We start from the raw sequence: 14,641 nt of genomic DNA, 5'->3' as shown, positions 1-14,641 counted from the left end.
CAGTTGAATCTTAATGGAAAAAACAGATAAATCTTCAGACTTAGACTTTAATTTACTTTTGAAAAAACAAGGATACTTACTTGCTGGAACTCATTCAGCTGTAAAGACATGTCTTTGGGTAGGCCGTAGTATTAAAGGTGAAGGGGATTGCTATAAATCTAAATTTTATGGAATACAATCGCATCAATGCATGCAAATGAGTCCGACTCTCATTTGTAATCAAAAGTGTCTTCATTGCTGGAGACCAACTGAAACCAAAATTGAATATCCTAAAAAATGGGATTCTCCATTAGATATAGTTGAAAAATCCATAGCTTCACATCGCAAACTTATATCAGGTTATGGGGGATCGGGTAAGAGAAATTTGTGGGTAGAAGCTAATACTCCAAAACACGTGGCTATATCATTAGCCGGTGAACCAACTATTTATCCATATTTACCTCAATTGGTAGAAGAGTTTAAACAAAGAAAAATAACTACTTTTGTAGTCACAAATGGAACAAACCCAGATATGATAGATGAGTTAAACCCAACTCAATTGTATATGAGTTTGGATGCTCCTGATGTGAGTACTTATCATAAAGTTTGTTCCCCTTGTTCAAATGGATTTTGGGATAAAATAAATGAATCTCTTGCTAAGATGAAAAAAAAGAAAGGTAGAAAAGCTATAAGATTAACATTAATTAAAAATTTGAATATGTTTAATCCTTCTTTATATGCTAAATTGATTTCCCAAGCAGATCCTGATTACGTTGAGGTAAAGGCATATATGCATCTTGGTTTTTCTAGAAAGAGGCTGCCTAGAGAATCTATGCCTAGTAATGAAGAAATCCTTAATTTTTCAAAAGAATTAGCCAATCAGTTAGATTATATTGTTATAGATAACGTTGAAACAAGTAGGGTTGTACTACTAGCAAAAAATGGAAATACTCAAATAAATAATTTTTTTATTTAAAGAGTTATTTTTGAACATTATATGTAACATTTGACGCTACTATTATAAACTAGAAACTAATATGTATAGATAAAATTTAAGTTTAGAGTCCTAAAGAAATTGTACTGTGAATCTATGAAGTGTTTTTATATGAAGATTTTTGCTATGGAGTACTATTAAAATGTCAGAACAATCTGCACAGAAGAAGTATGAGTTCAAAAGAAAATTAGAGCAACTAAAGTCAAAAAAAGGTAGAGGCACTGAATTAGTTTCTTTATATATCCCTCCTGATAAACAAATTTCAGATGTAGTTTCACAACTTAAAGTAGAGCATGGACAAGCTTCAAATATTAAATCAAAAGTGACAAAGACTAATGTTCAAGGTGCATTAGATTCTCTCCTATCAAGGTTGAAATATTTAGAAGAAGTTCCAGAAAATGGTATTGTATATTTTACTGGAGCTGTTGATATTGGAGCCAATAAGACCAATATGGAAACTACTATAATAGAACCACCTCAACAAATTATCACATATAGGTATCATTGTGATTCAAGATTTTTCTTAGAACCGCTCGAAGCTATGCTGAAAGAGACTAAAACATATGGTCTTTTAGTTCTTGATAGGAGAGAAGCAACTATTGGATTATTAGTAGGAAAAAGAATAGAACCTTATAGACATTTAACTTCAACAGTTCCTGGTAAGCAAAGAAAAGGGGGTCAAAGTGCTCAACGATTCCAGCAGTTAAGATTAATTGCTATAAATGATTTTTATAAGAAAATAGGCGAAGCTGCAAGCGAAATCTTTATGTCGGTGGAGTTAAGTGATCTGGCTGGAATTCTTATAGGAGGTCCCTCTCCTACAAAAGAAGAGTTTGATTCAGGCGAATACCTCCACCATGAATTAGAAAAGAAAAAAGCAGGCCTTTTTGATGTTGCTTACACAGATGAGTCAGGATTATCAGAACTTGTAAATGCGGCTAGTGAACGTCTTTACGACATTGACTTAATGGAAGAAAAAAGAGCAATGGAAAAATTTTTTGCAGAACTCGTATCTGAATCAGAAAAAGCAGCATATGGAGAAGAAAACGTCAGGAAAAATCTTGAGATAGGCTCAGTTGAAACTTTACTAATTTCTGAAGATTTAAGAGCCGAACGAATTGTAGTCAATTGCAGTTCCTGTAGCTACCAAAATAAGTACACATTACAACTTCGTGCGGGTGAGCTCACATCACAAGAATCAGATGCCAGTAATAATTGTCCAAACTGCGGATCACCTATTGAAATTAGAGAAAAAGTCGACATTGTTGAAGAACTTTCTAACTTAGCTGATCAAATGGGCACAGAAGTAAAATTCATTTCCACTGAGTTTGAGGAAGGATCTCAACTTATGAATGCATTTGGTGGCCTAGCTGCCATCTTGAGATTTAGTACCGGTATTTAAATTTATTAAAACCAGGTGATTTTTTGTTTTTAACATTTAGAGAACAAGTAAAGTCTATAATTGATACAGCACTGAGATCTTATGAAATTAATATCGATGAATATGATTTCATCCCATCTCAACATGCTGATATTTCTTCAAATTTATCGTTCAAGTTATCCTCTATTCTAAAAAAGAATCCCAATGAAATAGCATCAAGTATTGTTGATAGGTGTACCATTCCTAATGATTCTTATGTTGAAAAGATTGAATGTGAAGGTCCCTATATCAACGCATTTGTAGGTACAAAATATTTAAATGACACAATATCTAGTATAAAAGATAATAGCAATTCTTTTGGTGGAGGTTTTTTTAACGGTAGAATAGTTTTAGAACATACTTCAGCAAATCCGAATGGTCCTCTCCATGTTGGTCATATTAGAAATTCAATTATAGGTGATACTTTAAAAAGAATATTGGTACATGCTGGATATGATGTTACAACTCACTATTATGTGAATGATATGGGTAGACAAATTGCTATTGTTTCATGGGGTTTGTCAAGATTTGAGCTAGATCATTCTAAAAAATCAGACCATGCAATTGCAGATATTTATATAAAGGCTAATTCAGAAATTGAAGCTGATTTAGAAAAAAGAAAAGAAATAGATGAATTGATGCAATCTGTTGAAAAAGGAGATATCAGAACAATTAATGAATTTGATACTGCGGTTGATCATGCAATAAAAGGTATAACAGAAACTTTGTCATTAATGAATATTTGGCATGATGAATATGTTAAAGAGGCTTTATTTGTCAGATCAGGAAGCGTAAATGATATTGTTAGTAAAATAAAGGATTGTGGTAAGACCTTCACTGAAAATGGAGCTTTAATTCTCAATCTTGAAGAATTTGGTTTTGATAAAAACTTAGTTATACAACGTTCAGATGGCACTTCACTTTATACAACTAGGGATTTAGCATATCATTCATGGAAAGGAAAAGATTCTGATAGGATGATTGATGTACTAGGTGCTGACCATAAGCTTATTTCTTCTCAATTACAAAGAACTTTAAAATTAATTAAAGAACCTGAACCAGAGATTATTATTTTTGAGTTTGTTTCTTTACCAGAAGGCTCTATGAGTACTAGAAAAGGAAAATTCATAACAGCTGATGATTTAATAGAAAAGGTTCAAGAGCAAGCCTACAAAGAAGTTGAAAAAAGAAGACCTAATATGTCAAAAGAGTTCAAAAACAATGTTTCCAGGATGGTAAGTATTGCTGCAATAAGATATGATATTGTAAAAGTATCACCAGAAAAATCTACAGTTTTTGATTGGAAATCATCTTTAGACTTTGAAAAACAAGGTGGTCCATATGTACAATATTCTTATGCCCGTGCATGTAACATACTTAAAAAAGCTAGAAATGAGGGTTTTTTGATACATAGTGGAAACTTAGACCCTTCACTGATAGTTGAAGACTCTGAAATAGAACTCATAAAGAAAATGTCTATGCTTGATTACTATATAGAAAAGTCTTCGATCGAACTAAAGCCTAATATTATAGCAATATATGCAAGAGAAATAGCTGATGCATTTAATCAGTTTTATAGATTTGTACCTGTTATTGCAGAAGAAAATGAACAAATTAGAATCAATAGACTTATATTAGTTGATTCTGCGAAAACCGTTTTGTTTATATCCTTAGAAATGTTGGGAATAGAAGCACCTGAATCTATGTAAATATATTGATATTGATATATGCTCCTATTACAAACTAAAATACTTTTAGTAAAAAAGCTAATAGGTATTCTCACTAATTTCAAGAGTAATCTCTAGCACCCCATTTTTGAAGGTTTCAGATAAGCTGTCAGGATTTATTTTTCTAGGTAACTCTATTTCTTTTCTATAATTGGAATGTTCTTCAAATGAAACTAATTCAATTCTATCCTCATTAAGAGAATAATCTAAATTAAGTTCTTCTGTTCCAATATCTATCAGTACATATAGATTATTATCATCTTCGATTATGTCAACATAAGGCTCTTTTTGACCTATCCAAATCTGCTGACTTCCTTGAATTTTAGTTAAATCAGGTAATGCTCCTTTAAACCCGAGTATTTCTGGCTTTTTCCCTGGAGTTTGTATAATTGTAAATCCATATACTAAAGGTTTATCTGGTGGTCCATTTGAATTATCTTCAAAGATAGTGGAAATGTAGTTAATTAATTGTTCAATATTTTCAATATGTTCTCCACCAAAATTATTGCCATTTTCGTCAAAAGGTCTGCGTCTTTTATCTACCATAATACCAGTTCCTTAGAATTTTAATTTAATCAATTTTGATGAAATTTCTCTAAACTGATTGTTTTACTATATACGAACTAATTATATTTAAAACACACGTCACTTTTATTATGCTTCTATACCACTCCAACCTTGTTGGCTCTTACTGTTATATTTATAGTTCATTTCTTAAACCTTTTTTGCTTAAAATAAGTAAAAAAGGAATGAATTTCTTCTAAACAATTGAATTTTTTACCAAATAAGACCCCTTTATAGTTTTTTTATGCCAGGCTTAGCTAACTATTTACAAAAAATATTTCTACTTCCTATTGAAAAGGTTTTAAAGTAACAAAGTTACTCTATTTAAACTCTGATTTTGGTGTAAAGTTACTCCTATCTAGATGACTTTCAACTTGATGAAAGCCAATTGAATTATAGTTCAAAGTTTTGTGTATGGTGTCTTCAGCTAAATTTTTTAGTTCTTCAGGCTTTATACCTGTTACTGCTACTAAAATCTTTAAATTTTGGCTTTTATCCTCATTACTTTCAAATATTGAAATTTCTGGTTCTTCTTCAAATGATGTAAGGCTCACCTTTATAATGCTACCAGGTAGACTAATAACTGCTTTTATATGACCAATGAAGTATGGGCTAACACTAACTACTTTCTCTTTAACTGAAATAAGAATTTCACCTAATAGCTCTTTGCAGTCACTTTCATTCATAGAAAAATCATCTAGAGCTAAATTCACAGAAAAAGTAGATATCTTCGACATTTCAATAGAATTAAGAGATTCAAGTTCTTTTCTTTGATCACTTTCTTCAAATATATTGTTAAACACAAGCTTGAACTTATCATCATTCTTTCTAGCTGTAAAAGGAATTATTTTGGCAGTGCTATTAATATCAGCAATTCTTTCAATGGTTTCTTGTATTTTATCTATAGGTGTAACGTCAATCTTATTAATTCCAATTACTTCTGACTCTTCTAACTGAGTAACAACAAACTTTGGAATTTGGCTAAATTCAGTGCTAAATCTGTTTCCATCCACAAGACAAATAATAGGAGCAAAGCTGAAATTTGTGGAACAATCCATTGATGATATATCTTCTTTTATTTGGCCAGGAAAAGCAATTCCTGTAGGTTCAATAAGTACGATGTCAGGAGAAAAATCCTCTATAAGTGAATTTAATGTAATTTCTAGATCGATTTTTAGAGAACAGCAAATGCAACCGCTAGTGAGCTCTTTAGTTTGAATACCTGAACCTGAGATTGTATCACCATCAAGCCCAATTTCACCAATTTCGTTTACTAAAATAGCAATCTTATGGTTATTTTCACTTAAATATCTTCCAAGTTCAATAATGGATGTTGTTTTTCCACTTCCTAGAAATCCTCCAATAATTGCTATCTTCATTTTAATCACCAAGTGTTATTGTATCTTTATCTGGATGTAATAATTGTAAATGTTTTTGTTTTGTATAGAAAATTAAGCACTCTATTTCGCTTAAACTATAATAGCTTACCTTTTAGCTTTAAAAGTAAATTGCACTTTTTGCTACATTGGATTGGTTTAGGAATTAATTAATCTAATATAATGTCTAGTTTTTATTTAGATTCAGATTTTTTAGTAAAATTATTTATGATATTTATTTATTTTTACACCATCTATATAAATGACATATACCAAAATACTATACATGAGCAATGTAATTTATGATGATGTTGGAAGTTTTCCTATTCCAAAAGACACCGAAAAAGAATGGGTTGATTATGCACTCAATGAAGATCAAAAGAATGAGAATCTCATTGTACTTTTAAATAATATTTTTCAGCAAAAAATAGAATCAGGTGTTCATGTTCCAACTTATCCCCAATTAAGAGATATGAATGAACAGTTTCTATCTATCATTAGAAACCCTGAAAACTATGAAGAACCTTTTAATGTTAAAGAAGAAGAAGCAATAATACCTGAGATTGATATTATTGGGAAAACATGTAGTGAATATAAAAAAACTACGGGTGAAGAGTTAGGGATCCGCGTGTGTATTACTGGCCCTGTAGAACTATATCTGCATGAATTTGGTAGTACTGCTTATGAGGATGTTCTCAAACAGCTAGCTAAAAGTACTAATTCATTTATTAAAAATTCATTTAAAAAAGCAAAAGACTTTAAAATAAGTACGATTTCTATTGATGAACCAAGTATAGGAATTAACCCCCAAATAATGTTTGAAGATGAACATATAATCGAATCACTTTCAATAGCCGGGGACTATGCTAGGAAAAATGATGCTGATGTAGAGATTCATTTACATTCTCCTTTGCATTATGAATTGGCATGTCAATCTGAATCAATAAATATTATAGGGGTAGAATCAGCAGCGAACCCTTCTTACTTAGAGCTTATTGATAAATCTATTTTAGAGTCATGGGATTCATATTTGAGAGTAGGTATTGCTAGAACAGATATTTCAAATTTAGGTGCCTATTTAAATGAAATGCATAATATAAATGTCTGGAAAAACCCCATCCTTTTAAATGAAATTGTTACTGATATAGAAACTCCTAAAATTATATCTAAGAGGCTTAAAAGGGCTAAATTATTATTTGGTGATAGAGTTAAATATGCTGGACCAGACTGTGGTCTTGGCTCATGGCCATCTCAAGAAATGGCTAGAAATCTATTGTATAATGTATCTAGAGGTATAATTGATTTTGAAGACATATGATTGATTTTGGCGAATTATCTTATATACCTGATAGCAGAAGCTTTATGAGTATTAACCAAATACTTTATAAGAGTAATTAGATTTTAGAAATGTTTAATTCACTTAGAATATTAATTAATATTTACATTTAAAAAGAGGAAAGAATATGCGGATAGCAACCGGTATTGATGGATTTGATGAACTAATTGAAGGTGGTTTTTTAGATGAACGTGTATACTTGGTGAGTGGACCGCCAGGTTGTGGGAAAACTACTTTTGGAATGCAATTCTTGCTTCAAGGTGCAAAAACGGATGATGTTGGACTTTACGTTACTTTACTAGAAAGCCCTCAAAATATTATTGATGATATTTCTAACTACTCATTGAATCTTCAATCTTACATCAAGTCAAGGAAAGTTCTTTTCGCAGATCTTGGGCCTAGATTAGAATATAGTAGTGTAAATAACTTCAATGAAATAATTACTCCTGAATATGAAATAGGAACTGCTTCTATTGAAAATGAAGCCCCCTCGCCTGCTCTGGTTTACAAAGAGATTGCAAATTATGTAAATGAATATAATGTAAAAAGGCTTGTAATTGATTCATTATCAGCAATTAGATTCACTGCAAAAGATATATCTCTTGAAGAAAAAGAGATGAGTAGATTTGTTCGCCATTTAAAAAAACTTGGGTGCACAACTGTTCTAATATCAGAGATGACAGATCCACAATCATATACTACTGAGCAATTTGCTTCCCATGGAGTCATTTTTTTACATAACTTTCTATATGGTAAAAGTATGGTTCGTGCTCTTCAGGTAATAAAAATGAGAGGCACTAAACATGATTGTGATATGAGAACCGTGGAATTTAATAAATCAGGCTTGAAAGTTTCTAATAAATTAGAATGAATTGGTGATAAAATTATGGTTCGTTTATTTCGGAAAAAAACATCTCAACATTTATGTTCTAAAAAAGAGCTTGAAGATTTAAAAAAAAATGCTTATTCTTTGGGTTTTGAAGTTGGGTACCATAAACATTCTGAGATTGGCTGGGTAAAAGCTGATTTAAATCAATTATATAAACATGTTCATACTAACAGCCACGAAAAAATTATAAGAAATAATTATAATAATGGAAAGCAACAAGGCCTTGTTTCAAGAGAAAGAGATTTAGCAAAAGGTTTATTCAATACTTCGTCAAAAGTCACAAATAAAAGCACCAATGAACAAATTAATGTATCTAATCAATTTGAAAGTCTAGAAGATAATAATATCACTAATTCTTTTGGCCTTGGCTATTGTATAACCAATAAACCTTACATGCTAAATTTACCTAAAAGAACTTCTCTTGCAAAGATAATTCAGAAACCATCGCAAATTGATGGCTTTAAACTCCTAAATTTAACTTCGAGAAAAAAATAAAGAAATTAAACAACTTGTCCCACTCCTACAATCCGTTGTTTTTCATCAAGGTTGGATAGTATAAACATGTCACTTTTTGTAAAAGCGATTTCTTTTTCAGCAGTGATATCTAAAATACACTCACTCCCAGGGCTTAAGCTATTTTGTTCTGAACCGTTTACTTTAATTCCTTTAACTCTAACTGGCGATGTTTGAAGCTTGTTAAACACATGTAAAACATCACCTATACATACACTTTTTGTGAACTTAGATGTATAAAAGTTTAAACTAAATTCTGAAGAAACATTTTCTTTTTTTGATAAAATAAAGCCTCTCTCAATCTCTTTTGCCTGAATATTTTTAAGTGCAAGACCCACTCTATTTCCAGTACTAGCTTCTTGCTCGTTAACATCATGCACTTGAATTGATCTCAATTCAACATTTTTGTTAATAGGGTATACATTTAATTTATCTTTCAACTTAATTTGTCCTTGTTTTACAATTCCAAGTGCAACACAACCTATTCCTGTAACATTAAAACATTGATCAATTATGACTCTTGGCTCTTTTTCATCTAATTTTCTATTTTCAATTTCTACTTTTTTGTTCAAGCTTGAAATCAAATCACGTAATTCGTTCATTCCTTCATGTGTTTCACTTGAAACATTGATAAATTCCCAATTATTTAGTGATGTGTCTTTTATAATTTGTTTTATTTTATTTTTTAACTGCTCTTGTGCATAATCATAGCTTGTATCTGCTTTAGTTAAAACGAAAATTCCACGGTCATGTTTTAGCAAGTCTAAGAGAACTATACATTCACCTGTAAAAGAGTCAGGTCCTTCTGGGGGAATGCATATTAAAATTATGTCAGATAGCTCAATAGCTACAATAAGAGGTTTTATTGATTTTGGATAACCAACTGGATCTATTGTTGTGATGACATCGTTGTTTTTTTTTGATTCATATGTTACAATATCAGATGAGTTAGTTTTTTTTCCAAGATTTGTTGCAATTGTAGATTTACCCGAGCTCTGATTTCCTATAATAGCTATTTTTGCCATGGTTTTAATAACTCCATCTAATTCTAAAATTCTTACTCTTTATTTTAAAAGTATCACCAATAATCCCCTAACCATATTGATTCGGTTTTATCATTGGTGCTCTTGTTAAGCTTTTTCATTTTAACTATGTAACCATCTTCTTCTGGAATGGGCTCTTCAAAAAGAACTTCTATACCTGATCTATTCAGATGTTGTTTGAAGAGATCTAAAACTTCTAATCTTGTTACTTTAATTTGTGCATCCTCTGTAACCTTTTTATTTTTGCCAACTGAATTTATTGTATTGACCATTGGGTAAAGAATGCTAGATCCAACCCTATAGCATCTATCTTTTAGTTTTTGATTATTTTCATTCCATTCTGCAGCTTGGAAACCCTCTCTAATGACTCTTGAAAACAAATAGTCTCTTCCAATATCATTATAGAATTTAAAACCAAACTCTAAATCTTTACAATTACTATTTGAAGTAGTGTATTTCATTGGTTGCAATATCATCTCAGGATCTTTAACAACTACTCCTTCTCTTTCTTCACTACCAATTTCATTGATAATTTTAGTAATTTCTTTATGGGCATCTTTAGGCTTAAAGTAGCCAAATAAATTGACTTGTTTTATTTTATATGCCTCTAAGGTTTCTCTTCTTTTTTTTACAGGATAAGGCTCACCAGAATTTTTTTCTCGAATATCGAAAACAAAAAAATCAAGTGAATTTACATCATAGCAAGTTTTAGCAACATATGGGTTATCAGGTCCTACCATCTCAGCGCATAAGATTAAATTTGGGTAATCTTCAAAGAAAGTGGGATCGATAAGCTCATTTACTTTTTCTGTTGTATAGGGGCATACAAGTCCTCCACGTGTGAAAGCTATAATATCACCATTTATTTGAGCTGCTCGGACATTATAACCATTCATTTTTTCTTCAACAGCAACTTCATCAACTGAAGAGAAATTCTTTTTTAGAGCTGGTTCTAGTAGTAAGCACCTTCTTATTTTCGGAAAACCTCTGATAATTTCTAAATTAGCGTCTGAATAGTTGAGAACACTGCCCTCCTCAATATGTGAAACCTTTTTAGTGAACCTGATTAAATTAGTATATTGGCCCCAATTGTTTCTTATAATATTTCTTTCAATAAGCTTTCTTACTTTAGCTTTTGATAAATTAAGGAAGATGGCAGTTTCATTTATGTCAACCAAACTGCTTTCTTCATCCACTTCACCATTCATATATAAAAAAATCCTTTAGGCTAAAATCAGTTGATATTATTGTACTAAGGTGTTCACAATGTTTCTACGAGTGATGAATCCAACAAACTCATCCTCAAGATTTAATACAGGTAAACCTCCAATATTCTCTTCAATCATTGTATTTACAACGTCTTGTAATTCGGTATTTGTATAAACGGTTTTAACTCCTAATGACATGATATCTTCTACAATCAAATTTTTTATTCTAGAGTCTTGCTGATTACCAGCTACTAGGTCTCTGAATGCTTTCATAGCTTTTGCGATATCCCTTTCTGTAACTATCCCGACAAGTTCACCGTTTTCTACAACTGGGAGTCTTCCAATATTATGATCTAATATCAATCTTCTTATATGGACGACTCTATCGCTGGGTGCTGCAAGTATTGGTTTAGGCTCCATGACCTCTCCTGCGTATCCATTGAAATAACAACTCTTTAATAATTCAGTAGGAGTTATCCATCCAAGAAGCTCATCTTTGTCTGCAACTATTATAATTTCATTTTTTTTGGTCATTAAAGTTACAGCATCATCTAATTCTGTTTCAGGAAATACCTTTACAAAATTATCACTAACTGCTGTTGCTACATGCAGGGAAGATGCAGGCATGCTAGATTTTTTACGCGTTCCTAATTCTTTAGTTAAGTTCCTCATTGTTAAAATGCCAATGATTTCATCATTATGAGTTACAAGTAAGCGACGCACTTTCTTTTTTTCCATCACTTCAAGTGCGTTGGATATAGTATCTGCTTTATCAATAGTTGGTGGCTCCACCACAATATCTTTAACTTGCATAAATTTCACTCCATATTAATTATTTCATCTAAATCTAACTCAAAGGCTATTTGAAGCCTTTAATTAAGTAAAACTTTGATAATATCACTTCTACTCAATATCCCTATTACTTCCTTATTATCTTCTACAGGTAATCCTGTAACATCGTTTTTGAGCATTATACTGGCAGCATCAACAACCTTTGCTTCGAGATTTATTGTGTTTAGCGGCTCTGTCATAATATCTTCTGCAACTAAAGGTACTTCTTTCACATAACGATATATCTTATCACCACCAGCTACAGGCCTTCTCCCCATTTTAATATTTTTTGTAGAAAGTTTTCCTTCATTATCTGTCATTGAATTAAAGGCTAGGTTACTTGTAGAAATAATTCCTGCGGCATCACCTGTATTGTTCATAACAATAACTCTACTGATGTTGTTTTTTTGCATAACATCTACTATATGGTTAATTGTATGGTGACGATGAACCGTATGTGCTTCCTCTGTCATTACAGTTGAAACTTTGACATTTACGTCTAAGTTAGATACATGACGAACGATATCTGTTCTTGTGACAATCCCAACAACCTTGTTGTTAACTACAGGAAGGTTGTTAATTGAATTATCAAGCATTACTTCTACTGCATGTTTAATGTCAACATCAGGTGAAATTGTAATTGGATTTTCTTGCATAACCATATTTACTGGAATTCTATCAATTGGTCGTCGTCTCCATATTGGTCCAGCTTGTGATAATCTAGTACCCATATCCGATTTACTAATTATTCCAACCATTTCATCATTATCATTTACAACCACGAGGGTACTAATTTTGTGTTTTAACATTAAGTTCCTAGCATGTGAAAGTGGATCTTCTGGAGATATAGTATATACTGGAGAACTCATTATATTTTCAACTTTCATACAAATTCCTCTTGAGCCTTATTTTTATATATCTAAAACTTCAATTTTCAATCAATCATTGCTTTTAGAAAATCTCTTTCGGTAATTATACCACATAGCTTCCCATCATCAAATATGGGCAAAGAACCCACATTTTTGTCAATCATTAGATTTGCAGCATCACCTAAATCCATTTCAGCACTTGTCCAAACTAAATCCTTTGAAATTAGTGCACTTATGGGCTCATCGAATGCTTCATTTATGTTTCCTGTTATCAATTTTTCAAATGCATCTCCATTTCCAATAAACTGTACTATATTAGATGCAGTAACTATTCCAAGCAATACACCGTCTCTAACGATAGGGAGCCTTCTAAATCCTCGTTTAACCATGATTCTTGCGGCATCCACTATAGTTGCATCGGGTGATATGGTTGTTACATTAGTACTCATATAATCTCCAACAGTTTTATTGGTAAAAATCCCAGCAATGAATCTAAGAAAATCTTTTTCTGTACAAATGCCTATTAAACGCCTATCTTTATTTACTATAGGTACCCCACCAGTCTTATCATCAAGCATTGTCGTTATAACTTCATCTATGCCTGCGCTAAAATCAGCACAGGCTACATTATGCTGCATGATTTCACGCACTTCGGCATTTATTGCAGCGAGTAGATTTCCTTTGTAATGTTCTTGAACTAGACGATTTCTTTCACCACCTCCTAGAAAATCAATAATATCAGTTGAAGTCACAATACCTTCCAATCTTTTTGTTCCAGCATCTGTAACAGGTACTCTCCTAAATCCCTTTGAAGTCATTGTTTTTATAGAACCCATAATTGTAGTAGTAGGTGGAATTGAAACTACATCGCCTGTTGCAAGAGTTAAAATTTCACCTGGGTGCTTTGCTTCCTTAGCGTCAAAATCAACTGGACCCACATCTAATAAACCATCACTACTAAATAGATGGGGATTTTTCTTTTGAACGTTTTTTGTGTGCGAATTTAGTCTTTCTCTTACTTTCATATTCATTTGCGTTGCTGATTTCTTTTTGTTATGTATGCTCAAGCTGAATCACCATAAGTAATTATTATTTCCTTAAAAGTCAATTTTTATTTAACACAAGCTAACAGAAGATCATACCTATCGACTATGCCTATAAGCTCATCTTTTTCTGATACACATATTCTTCCTATATTATTGTCTAATAATTTAGCAATTGCCTGTTCAATTTTAGTTTCTGGAGTTATTGTGTATAAAGGTGTAGACATTATTTTTTCTACTTTTGGAGAGTTACCTGAGCTTTTACCATGAGTGTCACTTGCACCAATTCTTGCATGGCCTGATTTGATAATATCCCTACGTGTTACAATACCATAGACCTCTCCTTTATTGTCTACTACGGGAACTCCAGTATAGTTCCAATCAATCATGTTAGCCCAAAGCTTAGCTACAGTTTCCTCAGGGTTTATAGTCATAACATCTGTTGTCATTATTTCAGAGACACATTTAGATGGTATCTTAGAATCAGGAATATTTTTTAAGATATCAACATCACTTAATATTCCTGATATTTTTTTTTCTGTAGAAGATGTTACGACTGGGACACGGTTCTCTTTGGCTTTAAGTAATAATTTTGAAGCTTTAAGAATATCCATTTCTGGTGTAATTATAGGACATTCTCTAGTATATCCTTTTACCGTAACATTTGACTTATTGGCTCTTACATTTAATATGTCTTGATCAGTAATAATACCTAATACCCTATTAGAATCATCCACAACGGGGAGCCCTCTTAAAAAATTATCTCTCATTAGTTGCCTTGCATGTGTAATATACTCATTATCATTTACACATAAAGGATTTTTTGACATTATAGTCTCAACGTTCACT

The 14,641-nt window shown here is 31.8% G+C and carries 14 protein-coding genes; 6 read left to right on the top strand and 8 right to left on the bottom strand.

Annotation, left to right across the window (positions count from 1 at the left end):
* The first annotated feature begins 13 nt into the window (after nucleotides 1-13).
* The 3 genes from twy1 to argS all read left to right on the top strand — a co-directional run bounded on the left by twy1 (nucleotide 14) and on the right by argS (nucleotide 4,102).
* Entirely contained in the window at nucleotides 14-955 is a 942-nt protein-coding gene (twy1, locus tag J2T59_RS05045; protein ID WP_259134608.1) for a 4-demethylwyosine synthase TYW1, read from the top strand.
* A gap of 160 nt (nucleotides 956-1,115) precedes the next feature.
* Entirely contained in the window at nucleotides 1,116-2,375 is a 1,260-nt protein-coding gene (gene prf1, locus J2T59_RS05040) for a peptide chain release factor aRF-1 (RefSeq protein ID WP_259134606.1), read from the top strand.
* Nucleotides 2,376-2,398: 23 nt separating this feature from the next.
* Nucleotides 2,399-4,102, top strand: coding sequence for an arginine--tRNA ligase (gene argS, locus J2T59_RS05035; protein ID WP_259134604.1), 1,704 nt, complete (start codon nucleotides 2,399-2,401; stop codon nucleotides 4,100-4,102).
* A 57-nt stretch (nucleotides 4,103-4,159) separates the two neighbouring features.
* Here argS and J2T59_RS05030 read toward each other — a convergent pair whose 3' ends face one another.
* Both J2T59_RS05030 and J2T59_RS05025 read right to left on the bottom strand, forming a co-directional pair.
* Nucleotides 4,160-4,666, bottom strand: a complete 507-nt coding sequence (locus tag J2T59_RS05030) for an Hsp20/alpha crystallin family protein (RefSeq protein WP_259134602.1) — start codon at nucleotides 4,664-4,666, stop codon at nucleotides 4,160-4,162.
* A 338-nt stretch (nucleotides 4,667-5,004) separates the two neighbouring features.
* Nucleotides 5,005-6,063, bottom strand: a complete 1,059-nt coding sequence (locus J2T59_RS05025) for a CobW family GTP-binding protein (protein ID WP_259134600.1) — start codon at nucleotides 6,061-6,063, stop codon at nucleotides 5,005-5,007.
* 283 nt (nucleotides 6,064-6,346) lie between these two features.
* Here J2T59_RS05025 and J2T59_RS05020 point away from each other — a divergent pair, with 283 nt between their 5' ends.
* The 3 genes from J2T59_RS05020 (at nucleotide 6,347) to J2T59_RS05010 (ending at nucleotide 8,780) form a co-directional block, all read left to right on the top strand.
* Entirely contained in the window at nucleotides 6,347-7,378 is a 1,032-nt protein-coding gene (locus J2T59_RS05020) for a methionine synthase (RefSeq protein ID WP_259134598.1), read from the top strand.
* Nucleotides 7,379-7,523: 145 nt separating this feature from the next.
* Nucleotides 7,524-8,267, top strand: a complete 744-nt coding sequence (locus tag J2T59_RS05015) for an RAD55 family ATPase (protein ID WP_259134596.1) — start codon at nucleotides 7,524-7,526, stop codon at nucleotides 8,265-8,267.
* 15 nt (nucleotides 8,268-8,282) lie between these two features.
* Complete coding sequence (locus J2T59_RS05010) at nucleotides 8,283-8,780, top strand: hypothetical protein (RefSeq protein ID WP_259134594.1); 498 nt, start codon at nucleotides 8,283-8,285, stop codon at nucleotides 8,778-8,780.
* Between the two features lie 5 nt (nucleotides 8,781-8,785).
* Here the strand turns inward: J2T59_RS05010 and J2T59_RS05005 are convergent, their stop codons facing one another.
* Genes J2T59_RS05005 through J2T59_RS04980 form a run of 6 tightly spaced genes read right to left on the bottom strand, consistent with a single transcriptional unit; the run spans nucleotide 8,786 to nucleotide 14,640 of the window.
* Nucleotides 8,786-9,823: an EF-Tu/IF-2/RF-3 family GTPase gene (locus J2T59_RS05005; RefSeq protein ID WP_259134592.1), complete on the bottom strand. Its 1,038-nt coding sequence runs from the start codon at nucleotides 9,821-9,823 to the stop codon at nucleotides 8,786-8,788.
* A 53-nt stretch (nucleotides 9,824-9,876) separates the two neighbouring features.
* Nucleotides 9,877-11,049: an RNA ligase gene (locus tag J2T59_RS05000; protein WP_259134590.1), complete on the bottom strand. Its 1,173-nt coding sequence runs from the start codon at nucleotides 11,047-11,049 to the stop codon at nucleotides 9,877-9,879.
* 36 nt (nucleotides 11,050-11,085) lie between these two features.
* Nucleotides 11,086-11,862 (bottom strand): CBS domain-containing protein, encoded by a 777-nt coding sequence (locus J2T59_RS04995; protein ID WP_259134588.1) that lies wholly within the window; start codon nucleotides 11,860-11,862, stop codon nucleotides 11,086-11,088.
* A gap of 59 nt (nucleotides 11,863-11,921) precedes the next feature.
* A complete protein-coding gene (locus J2T59_RS04990; RefSeq protein WP_259134586.1) occupies nucleotides 11,922-12,767 on the bottom strand; it encodes a CBS domain-containing protein in 846 nt (281 codons plus the stop codon).
* A gap of 47 nt (nucleotides 12,768-12,814) precedes the next feature.
* Nucleotides 12,815-13,816: a CBS domain-containing protein gene (locus J2T59_RS04985; RefSeq protein ID WP_259134584.1), complete on the bottom strand. Its 1,002-nt coding sequence runs from the start codon at nucleotides 13,814-13,816 to the stop codon at nucleotides 12,815-12,817.
* Nucleotides 13,817-13,860: 44 nt separating this feature from the next.
* Complete coding sequence (locus J2T59_RS04980; protein WP_259134582.1) at nucleotides 13,861-14,640, bottom strand: CBS domain-containing protein; 780 nt, start codon at nucleotides 14,638-14,640, stop codon at nucleotides 13,861-13,863.
* Nucleotide 14,641: the final 1 nt, after the last annotated feature.

It is taken from the genome of Methanosalsum natronophilum (assembly GCF_024808815.1).
Lineage (GTDB): Archaea > Halobacteriota > Methanosarcinia > Methanosarcinales > Methanosarcinaceae > Methanosalsum > Methanosalsum natronophilum.
Note: the sequence above shows the minus strand (reverse complement) of the source record. Positions and strands in the feature narration are given on the sequence as shown.